General features: G+C 47.8%; 9 protein-coding genes. 7 read left to right on the top strand and 2 right to left on the bottom strand.

Translation table 11 applies throughout. The features are described from left to right. The 7 genes from C234_RS0110385 to C234_RS0110350 all read left to right on the top strand — a co-directional run. Nucleotides 1–3,207: TonB-dependent receptor (locus C234_RS0110385; protein WP_027325713.1), on the top strand; the 3,207-nt coding region annotated here is incomplete at its 5' end. A 13-nt stretch (nt 3,208–3,220) separates the two neighbouring features. Next, the gene (locus tag C234_RS0110380; protein WP_027325712.1) at nt 3,221–5,092 is read left to right on the top strand and encodes a RagB/SusD family nutrient uptake outer membrane protein; all 1,872 of its coding nucleotides are present in this window, start codon (nt 3,221–3,223) and stop codon (nt 5,090–5,092) included. Between the two features lie 512 nt (nt 5,093–5,604). Then, nucleotides 5,605–5,925 carry a helix-turn-helix domain-containing protein gene (locus C234_RS0110375; protein WP_021646388.1) on the top strand — a complete coding sequence of 107 codons (321 nt, stop codon included), beginning with the start codon at nt 5,605–5,607 and terminating at the stop codon, nt 5,923–5,925. A gap of 3 nt (nt 5,926–5,928) precedes the next feature. Further along, nucleotides 5,929–7,194 carry a type II toxin-antitoxin system HipA family toxin gene (locus tag C234_RS0110370; protein WP_027325711.1) on the top strand — a complete coding sequence of 422 codons (1,266 nt, stop codon included), beginning with the start codon at nt 5,929–5,931 and terminating at the stop codon, nt 7,192–7,194. Nucleotides 7,195–7,616: 422 nt separating this feature from the next. After that, nucleotides 7,617–10,109, top strand: coding sequence for a glycosyl hydrolase family 95 catalytic domain-containing protein (locus C234_RS0110365; protein WP_034538330.1), 2,493 nt, complete (start codon nt 7,617–7,619; stop codon nt 10,107–10,109). Nucleotides 10,110–10,130: 21 nt separating this feature from the next. After that, a complete protein-coding gene (locus C234_RS0110360; RefSeq protein ID WP_027325709.1) occupies nt 10,131–11,744 on the top strand; it encodes a beta-N-acetylhexosaminidase in 1,614 nt (537 codons plus the stop codon). A gap of 274 nt (nt 11,745–12,018) precedes the next feature. Further along, complete coding sequence (locus tag C234_RS0110350) at nt 12,019–13,809, top strand: right-handed parallel beta-helix repeat-containing protein (protein ID WP_027325707.1); 1,791 nt, start codon at nt 12,019–12,021, stop codon at nt 13,807–13,809. A 140-nt stretch (nt 13,810–13,949) separates the two neighbouring features. Here C234_RS0110350 and C234_RS0110345 read toward each other — a convergent pair whose 3' ends face one another. Together C234_RS0110345 and C234_RS0110340 are read right to left on the bottom strand one after the other, a co-directional pair. Next, nucleotides 13,950–14,705 carry a succinate dehydrogenase/fumarate reductase iron-sulfur subunit gene (locus C234_RS0110345; RefSeq protein WP_021646381.1) on the bottom strand — a complete coding sequence of 252 codons (756 nt, stop codon included), beginning with the start codon at nt 14,703–14,705 and terminating at the stop codon, nt 13,950–13,952. 36 nt (nt 14,706–14,741) lie between these two features. Beyond that, nucleotides 14,742–16,721, bottom strand: coding sequence for a fumarate reductase/succinate dehydrogenase flavoprotein subunit (locus C234_RS0110340; protein ID WP_027325706.1), 1,980 nt, complete (start codon nt 16,719–16,721; stop codon nt 14,742–14,744). Between the last annotated feature and the right edge of the window lie 30 nt (nt 16,722–16,751).

Genomic DNA, 16,751 nt, shown 5'->3' with positions numbered 1-16,751 from the left:
GCACATTCGCAGTCGTCGAAGGTTACCATCAAAAAGAGCAACGTTTCTTTGCTGGAAGTCCTGAACGAGATTGAAAATCAGACCAACTATTTGTTTATTTACTCCAACGACGTGGATGTCACACGTCCGGTATCCCTCAACGCAGACCGGAAAAGCGTAACCAGCGTGCTTTCCGCTCTTTTCAAGAAAGATGACGTACACTATGTGTTGGAAGGTACCCATATTGTGCTTACCAAGCGCAAAGTAGCCGACGACAGCCGCAGCATACAGGAAACGGCTCAGGCAGAACCGGTGAAAGGTGTAGTGCTCGACCGCAACGGCGAACCGATTATAGGCGCTTCGGTGGCAGTGAAAGGCGGTACAGTAGGCACCATTACCGATTTGGATGGTAAATTCTCGTTGGATGCGCCGCGCAATTCTGTGCTGATCGTCTCCTTCATTGGATATAAGACACAGGAGGTAACTGCTGTTAGCGGTCGACAATTGAATATCACGCTCGAGGAAGATACCAAAACGCTGGACGAAGTTGTGGTTGTGGGATATGGTACACAACGTAAGGAGAGTCTCACAGGTGCTATGCAAAGCATCAAAAGCGATAAACTTCAGAATGTGACCAGTCCGTCGGTTGAGAACCTTTTAAACAGCAAGGCTCCCGGTGTATATGTTGCTCCGGGTTCGGGACAGCCCGGTTCCAGCGGAGCCGTTGTGATTCGTGGTAAAACGACATTGAATGGTATTACTGATCCGTTATGGGTGATAGATGGGGTGATTGTAGGAAACAGTGCCGGCCAGTTGAACCCTGCGGATATCGAGAGCATGACTATTTTGAAAGACGCAGCTTCTACAGCTATATATGGTTCGCAAGGAGCTAACGGAGTCATCGTTGTTACTACAAAGAATCCGCGCGCGGAGAAAATGACAATTAATGCATCGGCAAAAATGGGATTTAGCAGGCTGGACAATGGAAACTTGAAGATGATGAATGGAGCAGAGCTATACGATTATTATGCTTCTTATCAAAATGCAAATGAAATCTCGTTTTCCCGCTGGAATCCGGATTTGAGAAACAGCAACTTTGATTGGTGGAACTTGGCGACTCAAAGTGGATATATTCAGGATTACAATGTTTCTATGCAAGGCGGAGGAGAAAAGCTGCGCTCTTATCTTTCGTTAGGATATTATGATGAGGATGGTGCAGTGAAAGGATATAACTATTCACGTTACAATTTCCGTTTCAAGACGACCTATAAACCTCTTGAACGAATTACGGTTAAGCCTTCAATCAATGGCGCTCGTCGTGACATTGATGATCGGCAGTATTCGGTGACGGCCATGTATTCCATGTTGCCTTGGGATAGCCCTTATGATGAAAAAGGAAACCTTGTTCCTCATCGTTATAGCGGTTGGGTAAATAGCCAGCAGACAAACTATTTGTATGATTTGCAATGGAATCATTCGGAATCTAGGCAATATGAGTTTTCCGGTAACTTGGATTTTGATGTAAAAATTACAGATTGGCTTACTTTTTCTTCGGTCAATAATTACAGATATACGAATCTTTCGACTCATGGCTACTCAGATCCCCGTTCGAGCAACGCTCAAAATGTAGGCGGACGTATTACAGAGTGGAGGCAAGACTGGACACGGAGGTATACCAACCAGATACTCCGTTTCAATAAAGTTTTTGAGAAGCATTCTGTCAACGGATTACTGGCTTATGAGTTTAACGATTATCTCCAAAATTTCGTAGATGTATATGGTACAGGCTTCGTTCCCGGATTTGAGGTACTGCAGGTGACTGCTAAGCCTGAACGTGCCAAAGGATATACAACCGAATGGGCTGTGCAATCTTATTTGTTTAATGCCAATTATGCTTACGACAACAGATACTTGGCTCAGTTCTCTTTCCGTCGTGACGGCGCTTCTAACTTTGGAGACGATGTGAAATATGGAAATTTCTTTTCCATAAGTGCCGGTTGGAATATCCATCGGGAGCGTTGGTTTAAAGCCGATTGGGTTGACAATCTGAAATTACGTTTGTCATATGGAACAGTGGGGAATCGTCCTTATGATTTATATCCTCAATATGATTTATATGCTGTGGGAGCAAGCTATAACGGTGTCCCGGGTGCGTTAATCTCGCAGATCGGTAATCCCGGACTTACTTGGGAGAAAACTTTTACTACCGGTGTTGGGGTGGATGCTTCTTTCTTTGCTGACCGTCTGCGGCTTGCTCTTGATTTTTATATCAAAAAAACTGATAATATCCTTTATAAGGTTCCTATCACCGGATTGACAGGGGTGACCAGTGTTTGGAGGAATATTGGAAAAATGGAAAATAAAGGTATCGAACTGGCTATTGGAGGAGATATCATCCGTAATAAAGACTGGGTGTGGAGTATGGATGTCAATATGGGATACAACAAAAATAAGCTCAAAGACTTGTACAGACAGCTGAATACTGCGGGAGAATATGTGGTACAACCGGTCATAATCAACGACGGCACCTCTATTGCCGGTACGGCGCAGAGAGTCTTGGAAGTTGGTGAGCCGGTAGATACTTACTATCTGGTGGAATGGGCGGGAGTCAATCCCGACAATGGTGCGCCCATGTGGTATAAGAACGATGGAAGCGGTGAGAAAACTTCCAAATATGCAGAAGCCAAGCAGACTAAATGCGGCACTTCTTCACCTGATTTGTTTGGCGGATTCTCAACTTCGCTGACATGGAAGAATTTTGATCTGAATGCGGTTTTCGGCTACTCTATCGGGGGACAGATATATAACTACTCCCGTCAGGAATACGATGCGGATGGTACTTATAGTGACCGGAATCAGATGAAGTTGAAAAAAGGATGGAGTCGTTGGCAGAAAGAGGGTGATGTGGCAACACATCCGGTGGCTAAATATAATAATCAGGATAAAGGAAACTCTCCTTCTTCACGCTATTTGGAAAGCAATGACTTTTTGAAAATGCGCTCTCTTACGTTGGGATATAACTTTAAACTGCAGCAATACGGTATCCAGAACCTCCGTTTTTTCTTTACAGGTGAAAACTTGTTTACCATTTCGGGGTATTCGGGTGTAGATCCGGAATTGGCAGCCGGGTATGATGCGGAAGGTAAATTAAGTGTTATGGGTACTGCACTTCCTTCTGTTTATCCTTCTACGCGTAAGTATATGTTTGGATTAAATCTAACTTTCTAATTGGCAAGAGAATATGAAAAAGATAATAATGATATTATTGGCGGCAATAACTTTGGCTGCCTGCGATATTGAGCGTTTGCCGAGTAATAGCATGTCGGCAAGTAAAATAACAGGCGATCCTTCAACATCTTTAGGTGCACTGATGAATGGAATGTATGCGCAGTTGAAAACTTGGTCTGATCCTATGCATCGTTGCGGTGAATATGCCGGCGACAATATGATGATTCGCGGTTCTTCTACAGATGCGTTTTATGAATTTATTTCGTTCTCTCGTACGGCAAAGAATTATCGCTTGCAGAATTTTTGGGACTACGGCTACAAGGCAATTGCCCAGGCGTCTAACATTATATCTATGATAAAAGAGGGACAAGGTGCCGAGATAGACAACAATCTTGGAGAATGTTATTATGTGCGCGGTATGCTGTACTTTTACCTCGCCCGCGCTTACGGTCGTCCTTATTATCAGGCTCCGGATAAAAACTTGGGTGTACCCATTGTTAACGGAACTCCGGAAAATGTATTGGGTGATATGTTGCTGCCCGATAGAGCAACAGTGGAAAAGACTTATGCTCAAGCTATCGAGGATTTGAAAAAGGCGGAAAGCCTGATGACAATTGATAAAGGAGTAGCTTATGCGTCGAAAGAGGCTGCATGGGCAATGCTGTCGCGTATTTATCTTTATATGAGTGGTACTTATGAGTCGCCGAATCGAGAGTATGCGGCGTTGGCTGCAGATTATGCAACGAAAGTGATAAAGTCGAATAAATACACATTGCTGCCACGGGCGGATTTTATGAAATACAATCAAATGAAGCCGGAGAATAACAAAGAGTCTATTTTCGTAGTGAAACGTGTAGCATCCGAATTTTCGGGCTACGACCATTACTATGGCGTTGGAGGTATGTATGCCAATATCGGTGGCATGGGATGGGGTGAGATGTATGCTAGTGCGAAATATATAGACCTGCTTAATGAAACCGGACGTAATGACTGGCGTCCCGACAGCTATAAAATTGTTGATGCAAGGGCGGCATTTATCGAACCTACCTACTATAAGTCGGAAAATGGGAAGATGAGAAAAGTAATCAGGTTTATCAAGCCTACTCTTCCGGCGAAAGTGAACATTACGTTGAATGACAATATTGGATATAACTATGTACAAGCCGATTTCAGTGAAGAAGGTGGTAAGTTTTATGCTATAGAAAAAGCGGTAACTCAATATGAAAGAAGTTTGGATGATCCTGATAAACTGGTGGCTAAAAAAGGAGCTGACGGCAAGACGGAAGTAAAAGATGTCAAGTATGAACTTGATTTAGTATCCGAAGAAGATGGTTATTTCAAGGTGAAAAAATACAATGCCGGTAACAATGTAACCCCTATACTTATCGATCTGGTAGGAACGCAAGATTATTTTATAATTTTGAATCGTGCATATCCTCAGTTTTATATTACCAAATGTTCTCGTGAAGGAGAAGACTCTCATTTACATTCACCGGTCATTAGCCGTTTGGGAGAAATATTTTTGAACAGAGCCGAGGCGTATGCCAAAATGGGTGAGTATGGGAAAGCGTTGATTGATTTGAATACGATTCGGGGACGTTCTATCGAAGGAGGAGAATATCCTGATCTTTCTGCTGATAAAGCTGGAGAGTTGATTGATAAGGAGCGTCAGTTGGAATTGGCGTTTCAGGCAGAGCGTAGCTATGATGTCTTCCGTAATGGAAAATCTTTGCAGCGTCGTTATCCGGGACCTCAAAAACAGTTTGAAGATGTACCTGCTACCGATTTTCGTGTAGTGTATTATATACCACAGGATGCCATTAATTCTTATCCGGGCACGCTGACTCAGAATCCTACGGACAACAGTAACGTAATCTTGCACTAGACTAACCTCTTATAGATTTTAAAATTTAATAGAGCCATGACAAAACTCTTTCTGAATATTGTCATGGTTCTTTTTTTTGCATAAAAGCAAGTTTGAATGAAGGCTTTTAAACTGGGAGTTTCTTCATTTGGTAGGATTTTATATGTATAACGGATTCTCAAGTGGAGTATTTTTAATTACTATGGCCGGAAATTTGTGCAGAATCTATGTTTGTTTGGATTGTTGAGGTTTCCGATAAATATTACTGAAGAAAACGAGATAGGCTATTTTTTGTGAAAGAGGTGAAAATTAATAAATATTTATCTAAAGCAGTGTCTATGGTATATTTAACATTTGAGCTGTTACAGAATATACATTTTTTTATTCATAAGCTTTCAAATGCTGCAAAGGTAATAAATAAAGGACATTCGAGAGGTTCTCAGCCTACCAAATGTTTATTACGCTTTTTTACCTATAATACATCATTAAATATATAAAAAGTAGTACCTTTGCATATTATATAATGAGTTAATATGGCAAAGAATACAATGGGGACTAAGTTGCCCCGAAAGTTGGAGCAGAAGATGTCTGTTGTGGGAGAGCAGATTAAATTGGCTCGCTTGCGCAGGAATCTGAGTGTGGCTCAGGTGGCTGAACGTGCCACCTGTTCTCCGTTGACTGTGTCCCGAATAGAAAAAGGCGCACCGACAGTAGCAATCGGAATCTATTTGCGTGTGCTGTATGCTTTACAGCTTGATGATGATATTCTGTGGCTGGCCAAAGAAGATAAATTGGGAAAAGCCTTGCAGGATTTGAGTCTGAAGACTAGGGAACGTGCCTCAAAAAAGGAGTAAACTATGAAAACGTTATATGTCTATGCAGATTTTGATTGGCTCAAGAAAACAGAACTCGTTGGCGAGTTAGGCTATGAATCTCTTCGTGGCTCGGACAGCTATTGTTTTACTTTCAGCGATGAATGGCTGAAGAAACACGGAAATTTGTTCCTGAGTGATGACCTCAATAATTATCCGGGACAGCAATACACGCAACCGGAGAAAGATATATTCGGATGTTTCTCGGATGTGTTGCCGGATCGTTGGGGGCGAACGCTGTTGTTGCGACGTGAGCAGATTGCTGCGATGGAAGAGAAACGACCGGTACGAAGACTGTCTTCCTTTGACTTTTTGACCGGTATCGATGACTTTTCCCGAATGGGTGCTTTCCGTTTCAAGGAGTCAAAAGACGGAGGATTTATAAATGTAAGTGAGTCGTTGAAAATCCCGCCTCTGACGGATATAAGGGAGCTGATTGCTGCCAGTGCGGAAATTGAGAAAAGCGAAGAGGGGAATGTTCTTCCTGATAGGAAATGGGTTGCCCAACTCGTACAACCGGGTTCTTCATTGGGGGGCGCAAGGCCTAAAGCCAGTGTGATAGATACGGACAAAACGCTTTATATAGCCAAGTTCCCTTCTCGCAAAGATGATTACGATGCAGGACTTTGGGAACACTTTAGCCACCTCCTTGCTGTGAAAACCGGTATAAATGCTGCGAAAACCAAAGTGCCGGCTACTGGCGAGAAATATCACACTTTGCTTTCTCAACGCTTCGACAGAACCCAAGAGGGGAAACGGATTCACTTTGCTTCTGCCATGACCTTATTGGGACTCAATGACGGAGACAACGCAACAACAGGGCATGGTTATCTGGATATAGTTGATTTTATAATCCGGAACTGTACGAATGTAGAAAGGAATCTGCAGGAACTCTATCGTCGTGTGGCTTTCAACATTTGCATTGGCAATAGCGATGACCATTTCCGCAATCATGGTTTTCTTTTGACCGCAAAAGGCTGGACGCTTTCTCCTGCATACGATATGAATCCTACTCTGAATGAGTATCAGAGTCTGCTTGTCTCATCAACCTCCAATAAGGCAGAACTGAGTATTTTGCTTGATACTTGCGAAGATTATATGCTTAATCGCAAAGTAGCGGAAAAGATTATTTCCGAGGTGATTGAAGTTGTAAAAGGATGGCGAGAAATGGCAACACGATTGAGTATTTCCAAGAGAGAGATGGAAATGTTTGTTGGAGTGTTGGATGCAAGGTGGAAAGATTGCGTTTGATTTACAAAATAGAATATTGTTGGTAAATTATTGCTGTCCATGCTTTTTTGAGTCTCGAAAAAGAGTTCATTAATGTTTCTAATTTCATATTTATAACGGATGAAATTACTACTCATGAGCATGGTAAAGAAATTACTAAACCATGTAATTCCCAATTGGAGACGTTTTCACCCTATATAGCAGATTTGCTTATCCCGAACTCGCGTATCTATGACGTTTTTGGGAGATTTGCCAGTTATCTCATCAACTTTTTATTATTGAACTCCGGAAGTTTGAAAATTGTGTAAAAACTTGATAAATATTTATGTGATGTGGCATTTATAATGCATCTTTGTACGCACAACCTTCATGTACATAGAGCGATAGCTTGAAGAGAGAGTTCGCAAACATATTTTATACTTTAGAAAAACGACAATGAAATGATGAAGAGAATCTTTTCGCTACTACCTGCACTTATTATGCTATGCCCTCTCCGGGCCGGTGAGCATACGAGAAATTATTCCATCTGGTTCGACAAGCCGAATACTTTGGAAGGACGAGCTGTCTGGTACGGCGGGCGTCCCGACATGTGGAAGGGGGAGAATAAACCTGAGTCCGCCGGAGACACTGCGCGGAATCCTGATGCGGCTTGGGAATCGAGGTCGCTGCCAATCGGTAACGGCAGCTTGGGAGCAAACGTTTTGGGTTCGGTGGAGGCCGAACGAATTACTTTCAATGAGAAAACTCTGTGGCGAGGGGGACCTAACACGTCTAAAGGAGCGGCTTATTACTGGAATGTGAATAAGCAGTCGGCTCATATACTGGATGAAATCCGCCGGGCGTTTGTTGACGGAGACGGGGAGAAGGCGGCGCGGCTGACACGGGAGAACTTCAATAGCGAGGTACCGTACGAGGCGTCGCGCGAGAATCCTTTCCGCTTCGGAAACTTTACTACGATGGGGGAGTTCTACATTGAAACGGGACTGAGCGCTGTGGGGATGAGTGGCTATCGGCGCAGCCTTTCGCTGGATTCGGCGGTGGCTGTGGTGCGGTTTAAGAAAGACGATGTGGCATACAAGCGCGACTTTTTCATTTCTTATCCCGCCAATGTGATGGCGGTGCGTTTTGCCGCCGACCGTCCGGGTAAGCAGAGCCTTACGTTCAGCTATGCGCCCAATCCGGTGTCGGAGGGAGAGATGAAACCCGACGGGAACAGCGGACTGGTATATTCCGCCGCGTTGGATAATAACGGGATGAAGTATGTGGTGCGCATCCGTGCGGTGGTGAAAGGCGGAACGTTGAGCAATGCCGGTGGAAAGATAAGGGTGGAGGGAGCCGATGAAGCCGTGTTTTATATCACGGCGGATACGGACTATAAGATGAATTTCGATCCTGACTTCAATGACCCGAAGACGTATGTAGGCGTGAATCCTGCCGAAACCACCCGTCAGTGGGCGGATGATGCGGCAGCAAAAGGATATGCGGCCTTGCTTGCCGAGCATTACGCGGATTATTCATCCTTGTTCCGGCGGGTGAAGTTGAACCTGAATCCCGGCATGCAAGTTGCCGATGTGCCTACCGACCAGCGTTTGCGGAATTACCGCAAAGGACAGCCGGATTATTATCTGGAAGAGCTTTACTATCAGTTCGGACGCTATCTGCTCATTGCAAGTTCGCGGCCGGGCAATATGCCTGCCAATCTGCAGGGGATATGGCATAACAATGTGGACGGTCCCTGGCGTGTGGACTATCATAATAATATCAATGTGCAGATGAACTATTGGCCTGCCTGTTCCGCCAACCTGGACGAGTGCATGCTTCCGCTCATCGACTTCATCCGTACACTGGTGAAGCCGGGAGAGAAAACGGCCCGCGCTTACTTCGGAGCGAGGGGGTGGACGGCTTCTATCTCGGGCAACATCTTCGGGTTTACCGCTCCGCTGGAGAGTCAGGATATGTCGTGGAACTTCAATCCGATGGCGGGGCCGTGGCTCGCAACGCATGTCTGGGAATATTACGACTATACGCGCGACAAGAAGTTCCTGAAGGAAATTGGTTATGAACTGATTAAAAGCAGCGCCCGGTTTGCGGTCGACTACTTGTGGCATAAGCCCGACGGCACATATACTGCGGCTCCTTCCACATCGCCGGAGCATGGTCCGGTGGATCAGGGGGCTACATTCGTGCATGCCGTGGTTCGTGAAATTCTGCTGGATGCCATCGAAGCCGGTAAGGTGCTGAATGTAGACCGCAAAGAGCGGAAGGAGTGGGAAAATGTGCTTGCCCGGCTGGCTCCTTATCGGATAGGGCGTTACGGGCAATTGATGGAGTGGTCGGCAGACATTGACGACCCGAACGACCATCACCGGCATGTGAATCATCTGTTCGGTCTGCATCCGGGGCGTACCATCTCTCCCGTCACCACTCCCGAATGGGCGAAAGCTTCTAAGGTGGTGCTCAGGCATCGGGGCGACGGAGCTACCGGATGGAGCATGGGATGGAAGCTGAACCAGTGGGCACGCCTGCATGACGGGAATCATGCCTACACACTCTTCGGCAACCTGCTGAAAAACGGTACGCTGGATAATCTTTGGGACACACACCCGCCTTTCCAGATCGACGGGAACTTCGGAGGTACGGCGGGCATCACCGAGATGTTGTTGCAAAGCCACATGGGATTCATTCAGTTGCTTCCGGCTTTGCCCGATGCGTGGAAGGAAGGCTCGGTGAACGGTATTCGCGCGAAAGGAAACTTTGAAGTGTCTATGAAGTGGAGAAACGGGAAGTTGACAGAGGCTGTCGTTCTTTCCAATGCCGGAGAGCAGTGTACACTGAAGTACGCCGGGCAGACGCTTTCTTTCAAAACGGTGAAGGGGGCGAGCTATCGGATTTTGTGTGATGATTCCGGAAAATGGTTCAAGGAATTGATAAATTAATAGATTAAGAAGTTTTTGTCTATGAATAAACCAATCGTTCTTTTCGTGATGTTGCTTTTCGCGCTTGGGGTTGCGGCGCAAGAGCATTTGTCCGCTTTGCTCCCTTTCCCCAATCATGTGGAACAACGGCAAGGGGTGTTCCGCTTGTCGAATAAGGAAACAATTGGTGTCGGTTCCGGCGATTTGCGATTTGCCGCCGCAGAGTTGCAACAGGTCTTTAAACAGCGGTTCGGCTTTGCGCCTGCTGTGGCGGATAACGGAAGAATCCGCCTGATGCTCAATCCCCGGATGGAGGGAGAGGAACAGTATCGCCTGACAGTCGATGCCAAAGGAATAAGCATTGAAGGTAGAACGGCTGCGGGAGTGTATTACGGAGTGATGACGCTCGATCAGCTCTTGTTGGGCGATGTGGCGAATACGAAGCAGGGGCGGATACAAGCAGTGCGTATAGATGATGCGCCGGCTTATCCGTTTCGGGCGTTGATGCTCGATCCGGCACGTCATTTTCTGCCTGTGGAGGCAGTGAAGGGGTATATCGACTGCATGGCGCGTTACAAATTCAATACGTTGCAACTGCATCTTTCCGATGATCAGGGGTGGCGCATCGAAATCAAGAGCCATCCGAAACTGACGGAGGTCGGTGCGTTCCGCAATCCGAAAGCGCCGGCAATCAGTCCCGACAATGGTTACTACACGCAGGAGCAGATCAGGGAACTGGTGGAATATGCAGCCCTGCGCAACGTAGAGATTATTCCCGAGATAGATGTGCCGGGGCATACGGCAGCTATTCTTACGGCGTACCCCGATCTGCGCTGCGATTTTCTGAAAGATTCTGCTTTCGTATTCGGGAAAACGGATAATGTGATGCTGTCGGTTGCCAACCCGAAGGTGTACGAGGTGCTCGACGATATTATCCGTGAAGTGGGCGATGTCTTTCCGTCGAAGAAGATCCATCTGGGAGGAGATGAGTCGGCTATAGGGCGAAACTGGGCGAAGAGTCCCGAGAATCTGGAACTGATGCGCAGTCATGGCTACACATCCCCCGACCAGCTGATGAATGTCTTTTTCGGCAAGGTGCTGGCTTCTGCCAAGAAATACGGGCTCCACGCCATGCTGTGGTGCGAGCTGGACAATATACGCCTGCCTGCCGATAAGTACCTTTTCGACTATCCGCAAGATGTGACGCTCGTTACGTGGCGCTACGGACTTACACCCAAATGCATCGAGTTGACACGCGAATCGGGCAATACGCTGATTCTGGCGCCGGGTGAGTACACGTACTTCGATTATCCGCAGTATGCGAACGACCTGCCTGAGTTCAACAACTGGGGAATGCCGCTCACCACGCTTCGGAAAACGTATGAGTTCGACCCTACTTATAAGCTTGAGCCGGGACAGCGAAAGCATATAGCGGGTGTGATGGGAACACTTTGGGGAGAGGCCATCAAAGACATAAACCGTGCCAACTATATGACTTATCCGCGCGGGCTGGCATTGTCCGAAGCGGGTTGGACGCGGATGTCTCTCCGCAGTTGGGATTCGTTCAGGGAGAGGCTCTATCCGAATCTGTTGGAACTGATGAAGCGGGGAGTGTCGTTTCGGGTTCCTTTTGAGATTGCAGGTGAAGGACGCTGAAAGGTCGGCTCGGCGGAAAAGAGTTTTATTGCGTGCCGGCTTCCAAATTGCCGGGAGTCTGACAAACATCCGGGACTCTGACATGAATACGTTCATGGCTCGATGCGAAAGTATTCAGAGCCTTTTGCACGGAAGTCAGACATCCTTTCCCAAGGAGATATATGTTATTGACGGGATAGGTGTTCGGCATCGACAGGTTGAGGGCTTGGGTATCGGCGCGAAGGTTATGAATGGCATATATTTATGAAATATCTGTAAAACGATTGATTGTATGATGAAAACTTTCTATTCAATTCTCTTTTTTCTTTTTGGTATGGTTTTCTGCTGTGGCATGGAGGCCAAAGAACGTGTGTATGAAGCGGCTCGTTACGGGCTGAAAGCCGACAGCAAGCGAAATGCCGCTCCTATGGTCCGCAAGCTGTTGGACAAGATAAAGGCGGAGTATCAGCCGGGCGACAGTGTCGTGCTGCGTTTTTCTCCCGGCCGCTATCATTTCCATGAAGAGGGAGCGACGGTGCGCGAATATTACATCTCCAACCACGACCAGACGAATCCGAAGAAAGTCGGTCTGGCGATTGAAGGCTTGCAGCACTTCACGCTCGACGGACAAGGGGCGGAGTTCGTTTTTCACGGGCGGATGCTGCCGCTCTCGTTGCTTCATTCCGAAAACTGTACGCTTCGGGATTTCAGCATCGACTTCGCCAATCCGCATATCAGCCAGGTGAAAATCGTGAAGAACGAACGGGAGAAGGGGATTACCTTCGAAGCGGCTCCCTGGGTGAAATACCGCATATCGAAAGAGAAAGGGTTTGAAAGTTATGGAGAGGGATGGACGGGGCGTCCGCAAACGGGCATTGCTTTCGAAGGGCAGACCAAGCGGCTGGTGTACCTTACCAGCGACCTCTCTATCGATACGCGCGAAGCCGAAGAACTTTCTGCCGGAATGGTTTATGCGCCGAAATGGAAAGACGGACGTCTCGTACCGGGCACTGTGGTAGCCATGCGTACCTATTTCCGTCCTGCGCCGGGTATCTTCTTGTCGCACAACAAAAACACTTCCATTCAGCGTGTCAAGGTGCATTATGCCGAAGGCATGGGATTGCTGGCGCAGCTGTGCGAGAACATTTCATTAGACGGCTTCGGGGTGTGTCTGCGAAGTGAAGAAGATCCGCGCTACTTTACCACGCAGGCGGATGCCACGCACTTCTCCGCCTGCAAAGGCAGGATTATCTCCGTGAACGGCTTGTACGAGGGAATGATGGACGATGCCATTAATGTGCACGGCACGTACTTGAAGGTGGTGAAGAGAATAGACGACCATACGCTCGTCGGACGTTATATGCACGGACAGTCGTGGGGCTTTGAATGGGGGCGAGTGGGAGACCGGATACAGTTCGTACGTTCGGCAACGATGGATTTAACTGGCGGAGAGAACGAGGTGGCTGCCATCGAACCGCACGGAACGGACCAAACGGAAGGCGCGCGTGAATTTCTCATCCGCTTCAAACAGCCGGTGGATGAGCGCATCAGCGAACGCGAAGGTTTTGGCATAGAGAATCTTACCTGGACGCCCGAAGTGGTCTTCGCGGGCAATATCGTTCGCAACAACCGGGCGAGAGGAACCCTGTTCAGCACTCCGCAGCAAGTGGTTGTGGAGAACAACCTGTTCGACCACACTTCGGGTACGGCCATCTTGCTTTGTGGCGACTGCAATGGCTGGTACGAAACAGGAGCCTGCCGGAATGTGCTGATACGAAAGAATCGTTTTGTCAATGCGCTGACCAACATGTTTCAGTTTACCAATGCCGTTATCTCCATTTATCCGGAGATTCCGAACTTGGAAGGTCAACAAGGCTTTTTCCACGGGGGAAAGGATGCGGGTATCATCATCGAAGACAACGAGTTCGAGACATTTGATGCTCCCATCCTCTACGCCAAATCGGTAGACGGGCTGGTGTTCCGCCGCAATACGGTTCGCACCAATGTCGACTACAAGCCATTTCATTGGAACCGTAGCCGTTTCCTCTTCGAACGGGTGAACCGGGTGCAGATATCTGAAGAGTAGCGTGGGGAAACATCCGCAGGATCTCCAAGATCTTCGTGAACCGGGTGCAGATATCTGAAGAATAAGGAAACGAAAAAAGAATCCCCCGTCGGCATTACGCCGACGGGGGATTCTGCTTATTAATCAAATCAAGCTTTCGCTTAGTCTTTCAGCTTCGCAATGATAAAGTCGCGGTTCAGGCGGGCGATGTTGCTGATAGATACGTTCTTCGGACATTCGGCTTCGCAAGCGCGGGTGTTGGTACAGTTGCCGAATCCGAGCTCGTCCATCTTCGAAAGCATGGCTTTCGCACGGCGCAATGCTTCGGGCTTGCCTTGCGGAAGCAAGTTCAGCTGGCTTACCTTTGCCGAAACGAACAACATGGCCGAACCGTTCTTACAAGCAGCCACGCAAGCTCCGCAACCGATGCATGAAGCAGCATCCATCGCTTCGTCTGCTATCGGTTTGGGTATCAGAATAGCGTTTGCGTCCTGCGGAGAACCGGTACGTACGCTTACATAACCTCCTGCCTGCATGATTTTGTCGAATGCGGTGCGGTCTACCATCAAGTCTTTGATGACCGGGAAACCGGCCGAACGCCAAGGTTCTACCGTAATGGTATCGCCATCATTGAAACGGCGCATGTAGATCTGGCAGGTAGTAGCTCCTGTTGCCGGACCGTGAGGATGTCCGTTGATATAAAGCGAGCACATTCCGCAGATTCCTTCGCGGCAGTCGTGGTCGAATACAATCGGCTCTTTCCCTTCGCTGATCAACTGTTCGTTGAGAATATCCAGCATTTCGAGGAATGAAGTATCGCCGGGAATATCTTTCATTTGGTAGGTCTCAAAAGCGCCCTTGGCTTTCGGCCCTGCTTGGCGCCACACCTTTAGTGTAAATGATATATTTTTATCCATTTTCTTCTAATTCTTTTTAATGTTTAACTTCACCGATTAGCTCTTGTAGTTACGAGTTTGAACCTTGATGGCTTCGTAAACGAGCGGCTCTTTGTGCAGCACCGGTTCTTTCTCGTCGTCGCCTTGGTATTCCCAGCATGCTACGTAGAAGAAGTTTTCATCGTCACGTTTTGCTTCACCTTCTTCTGTTTGGTATTCTTCGCGGAAGTGACCGCCGCAACTTTCGTTACGGTTCAGCGCATCGTAAGCCACAAGCTCACCCATTATGATAAAGTCGTACAGACGGATGGCTTTGTCGAGCTCAACGTTCATACCTTCTTTCGAACCGGGGATGAACAGGTTCTTTTCAAACTCTTTGCGGGCTTCTTTCAGTTTGGCCAAGCCTTCTTTCAGGCCTTCCGCAGTACGTCCCATACCCATGTATTCCCACATGATATGTCCCACTTTCTTGTGGATCGTGTCTACCGATTCTTTTCCCTGAATGCTCATGAAGCGGTCTATCTTGTCTTGGATAGCTTTTTCGGCTTCAGCAAATTCGGGCAAGTCGGTAGAGAAGCGCGGAACGGTAATCTGGTCTGCCAGATAGTTCTGGATGGTGTAAGGCAATACGAAATAACCGTCTGCCAGACCTTGCATCAATGCGGAAGCGCCGAGGCGGTTGGCTCCGTGATCGGAGAAGTTGCATTCGCCGATGGCAAACAGACCTTTGACGGTAGTCTGCAATTCGTAGTCTACCCAGATACCTCCCATGGTGTAGTGGATAGCCGGATAGATCATCATCGGGTTGTAATATTTCATTCCGTTGACTTCTTTGGCAAGTTCACCCGGATTTACGTCGGTGATCTCTTCGTACATATCGAAGAGGTTGCCGTAGCGTTGAAGCACGATATCGATACCCAATCGGTTAATAGCTTCCGAGAAGTCGAGGAACACAGCCAGACCGGTGTTGTTCACGCCGAATCCTTTGTCGCAACGCTCTTTGGCGGCACGGCTGGCCACGTCGCGCGGAACGAGGTTACCGAATGCCGGATAGCGGCGCTCCAAGTAATAATCGCGGTCTTCTTCGGGGATGTCGCTTCCCTTGATTTCGCCTTTCTGAAGTTTCACGGCGTCTTCTTTCTTTTTCGGAACCCAAATGCGTCCGTCGTTACGCAAAGATTCGGACATCAGTGTCAGTTTCGATTGCTTGTCGCCGTGTACCGGGATACAAGTCGGGTGAATCTGAACGTACGCCGGGTTGGCAAACAGAGCGCCTTTGCGGTAGCAAGAGATGGCGGCCGTACAGTTGCAGCTTATGGCGTTGGTAGAAAGGAAATAAGCGTTTCCGTATCCACCGGTAGCGATTACTACGGCATGGGCGGCGAAACGTTCCAGTTTACCGGTGATTAAGTTTTTGGCGATGATGCCGCGTGCGCGACCGTCTATGATTACCACATCCTGCATTTCGTAGCGGGTGTACAGTTTCACCGTACCTGCGTTTACCTGACGGCTCAGAGCCGAATAAGCGCCCAGTAACAATTGCTGCCCGGTTTGTCCTTTGGCATAGAATGTACGGGAAACCTGAGCGCCTCCGAACGAGCGGTTGTCGAGCGTACCGCCGTATTCGCGCGCGAAGGGAACTCCTTGAGCCACACATTGGTCGATGATGGCGTTGGATACTTCTGCCAAGCGGTATACGTTGGCTTCACGGGCGCGGTAGTCACCACCTTTTACAGTATCGTAGAAGAGACGGTAAATAGAGTCGCCGTCGTTCTGGTAATTCTTTGCAGCATTGATACCGCCCTGCGCGGCAATAGAGTGTGCCCGGCGGGGTGAATCCTGAATACAGAAGTTGAACACTCTGAAACCCATTTCACCGAGTGAAGCGGCGGCAGAAGCGCCTGCCAGGCCCGTACCCACCACGATGATGTCCAAACGGCGTTTATTAGCGGGATTCACCAATTTCTGGTGAGCTTTATAGTTAGTCCATTTCTCAGCCACGGGGCCTTCCGGAATCTTTGAATCTATCTTAATCATAATCTTTTTGTTTTTTTAGTTGACAAGGTT

Source organism: Bacteroides pyogenes DSM 20611 = JCM 6294 (assembly GCF_000428105.1).
GTDB classification, from domain to species: Bacteria; Bacteroidota; Bacteroidia; order Bacteroidales; family Bacteroidaceae; genus Bacteroides; species Bacteroides pyogenes.
The sequence above is the reverse complement of the archived record's forward strand: the minus strand, read 5'-3'. Positions and strand labels throughout refer to the sequence as shown.

Coding starts and splice junctions, on each gene's coding strand:
- C234_RS0110370 (WP_027325711.1), top strand. CDS start 5,929: ATGAAAACGTTATATGTCTATGCAGATTTTGATTGGCTCAAGAAAACA.
- C234_RS0110345 (WP_021646381.1), bottom strand. CDS start 14,705: ATGGATAAAAATATATCATTTACACTAAAGGTGTGGCGCCAAGCAGGG.
- C234_RS0110350 (WP_027325707.1), top strand. CDS start 12,019: ATGAAAACTTTCTATTCAATTCTCTTTTTTCTTTTTGGTATGGTTTTC.
- C234_RS0110375 (WP_021646388.1), top strand. CDS start 5,605: ATGGCAAAGAATACAATGGGGACTAAGTTGCCCCGAAAGTTGGAGCAG.
- C234_RS0110340 (WP_027325706.1), bottom strand. CDS start 16,721: ATGATTAAGATAGATTCAAAGATTCCGGAAGGCCCCGTGGCTGAGAAA.
- C234_RS0110365 (WP_034538330.1), top strand. CDS start 7,617: ATGAAGAGAATCTTTTCGCTACTACCTGCACTTATTATGCTATGCCCT.
- C234_RS0110360 (WP_027325709.1), top strand. CDS start 10,131: ATGAATAAACCAATCGTTCTTTTCGTGATGTTGCTTTTCGCGCTTGGG.
- C234_RS0110380 (WP_027325712.1), top strand. CDS start 3,221: ATGAAAAAGATAATAATGATATTATTGGCGGCAATAACTTTGGCTGCC.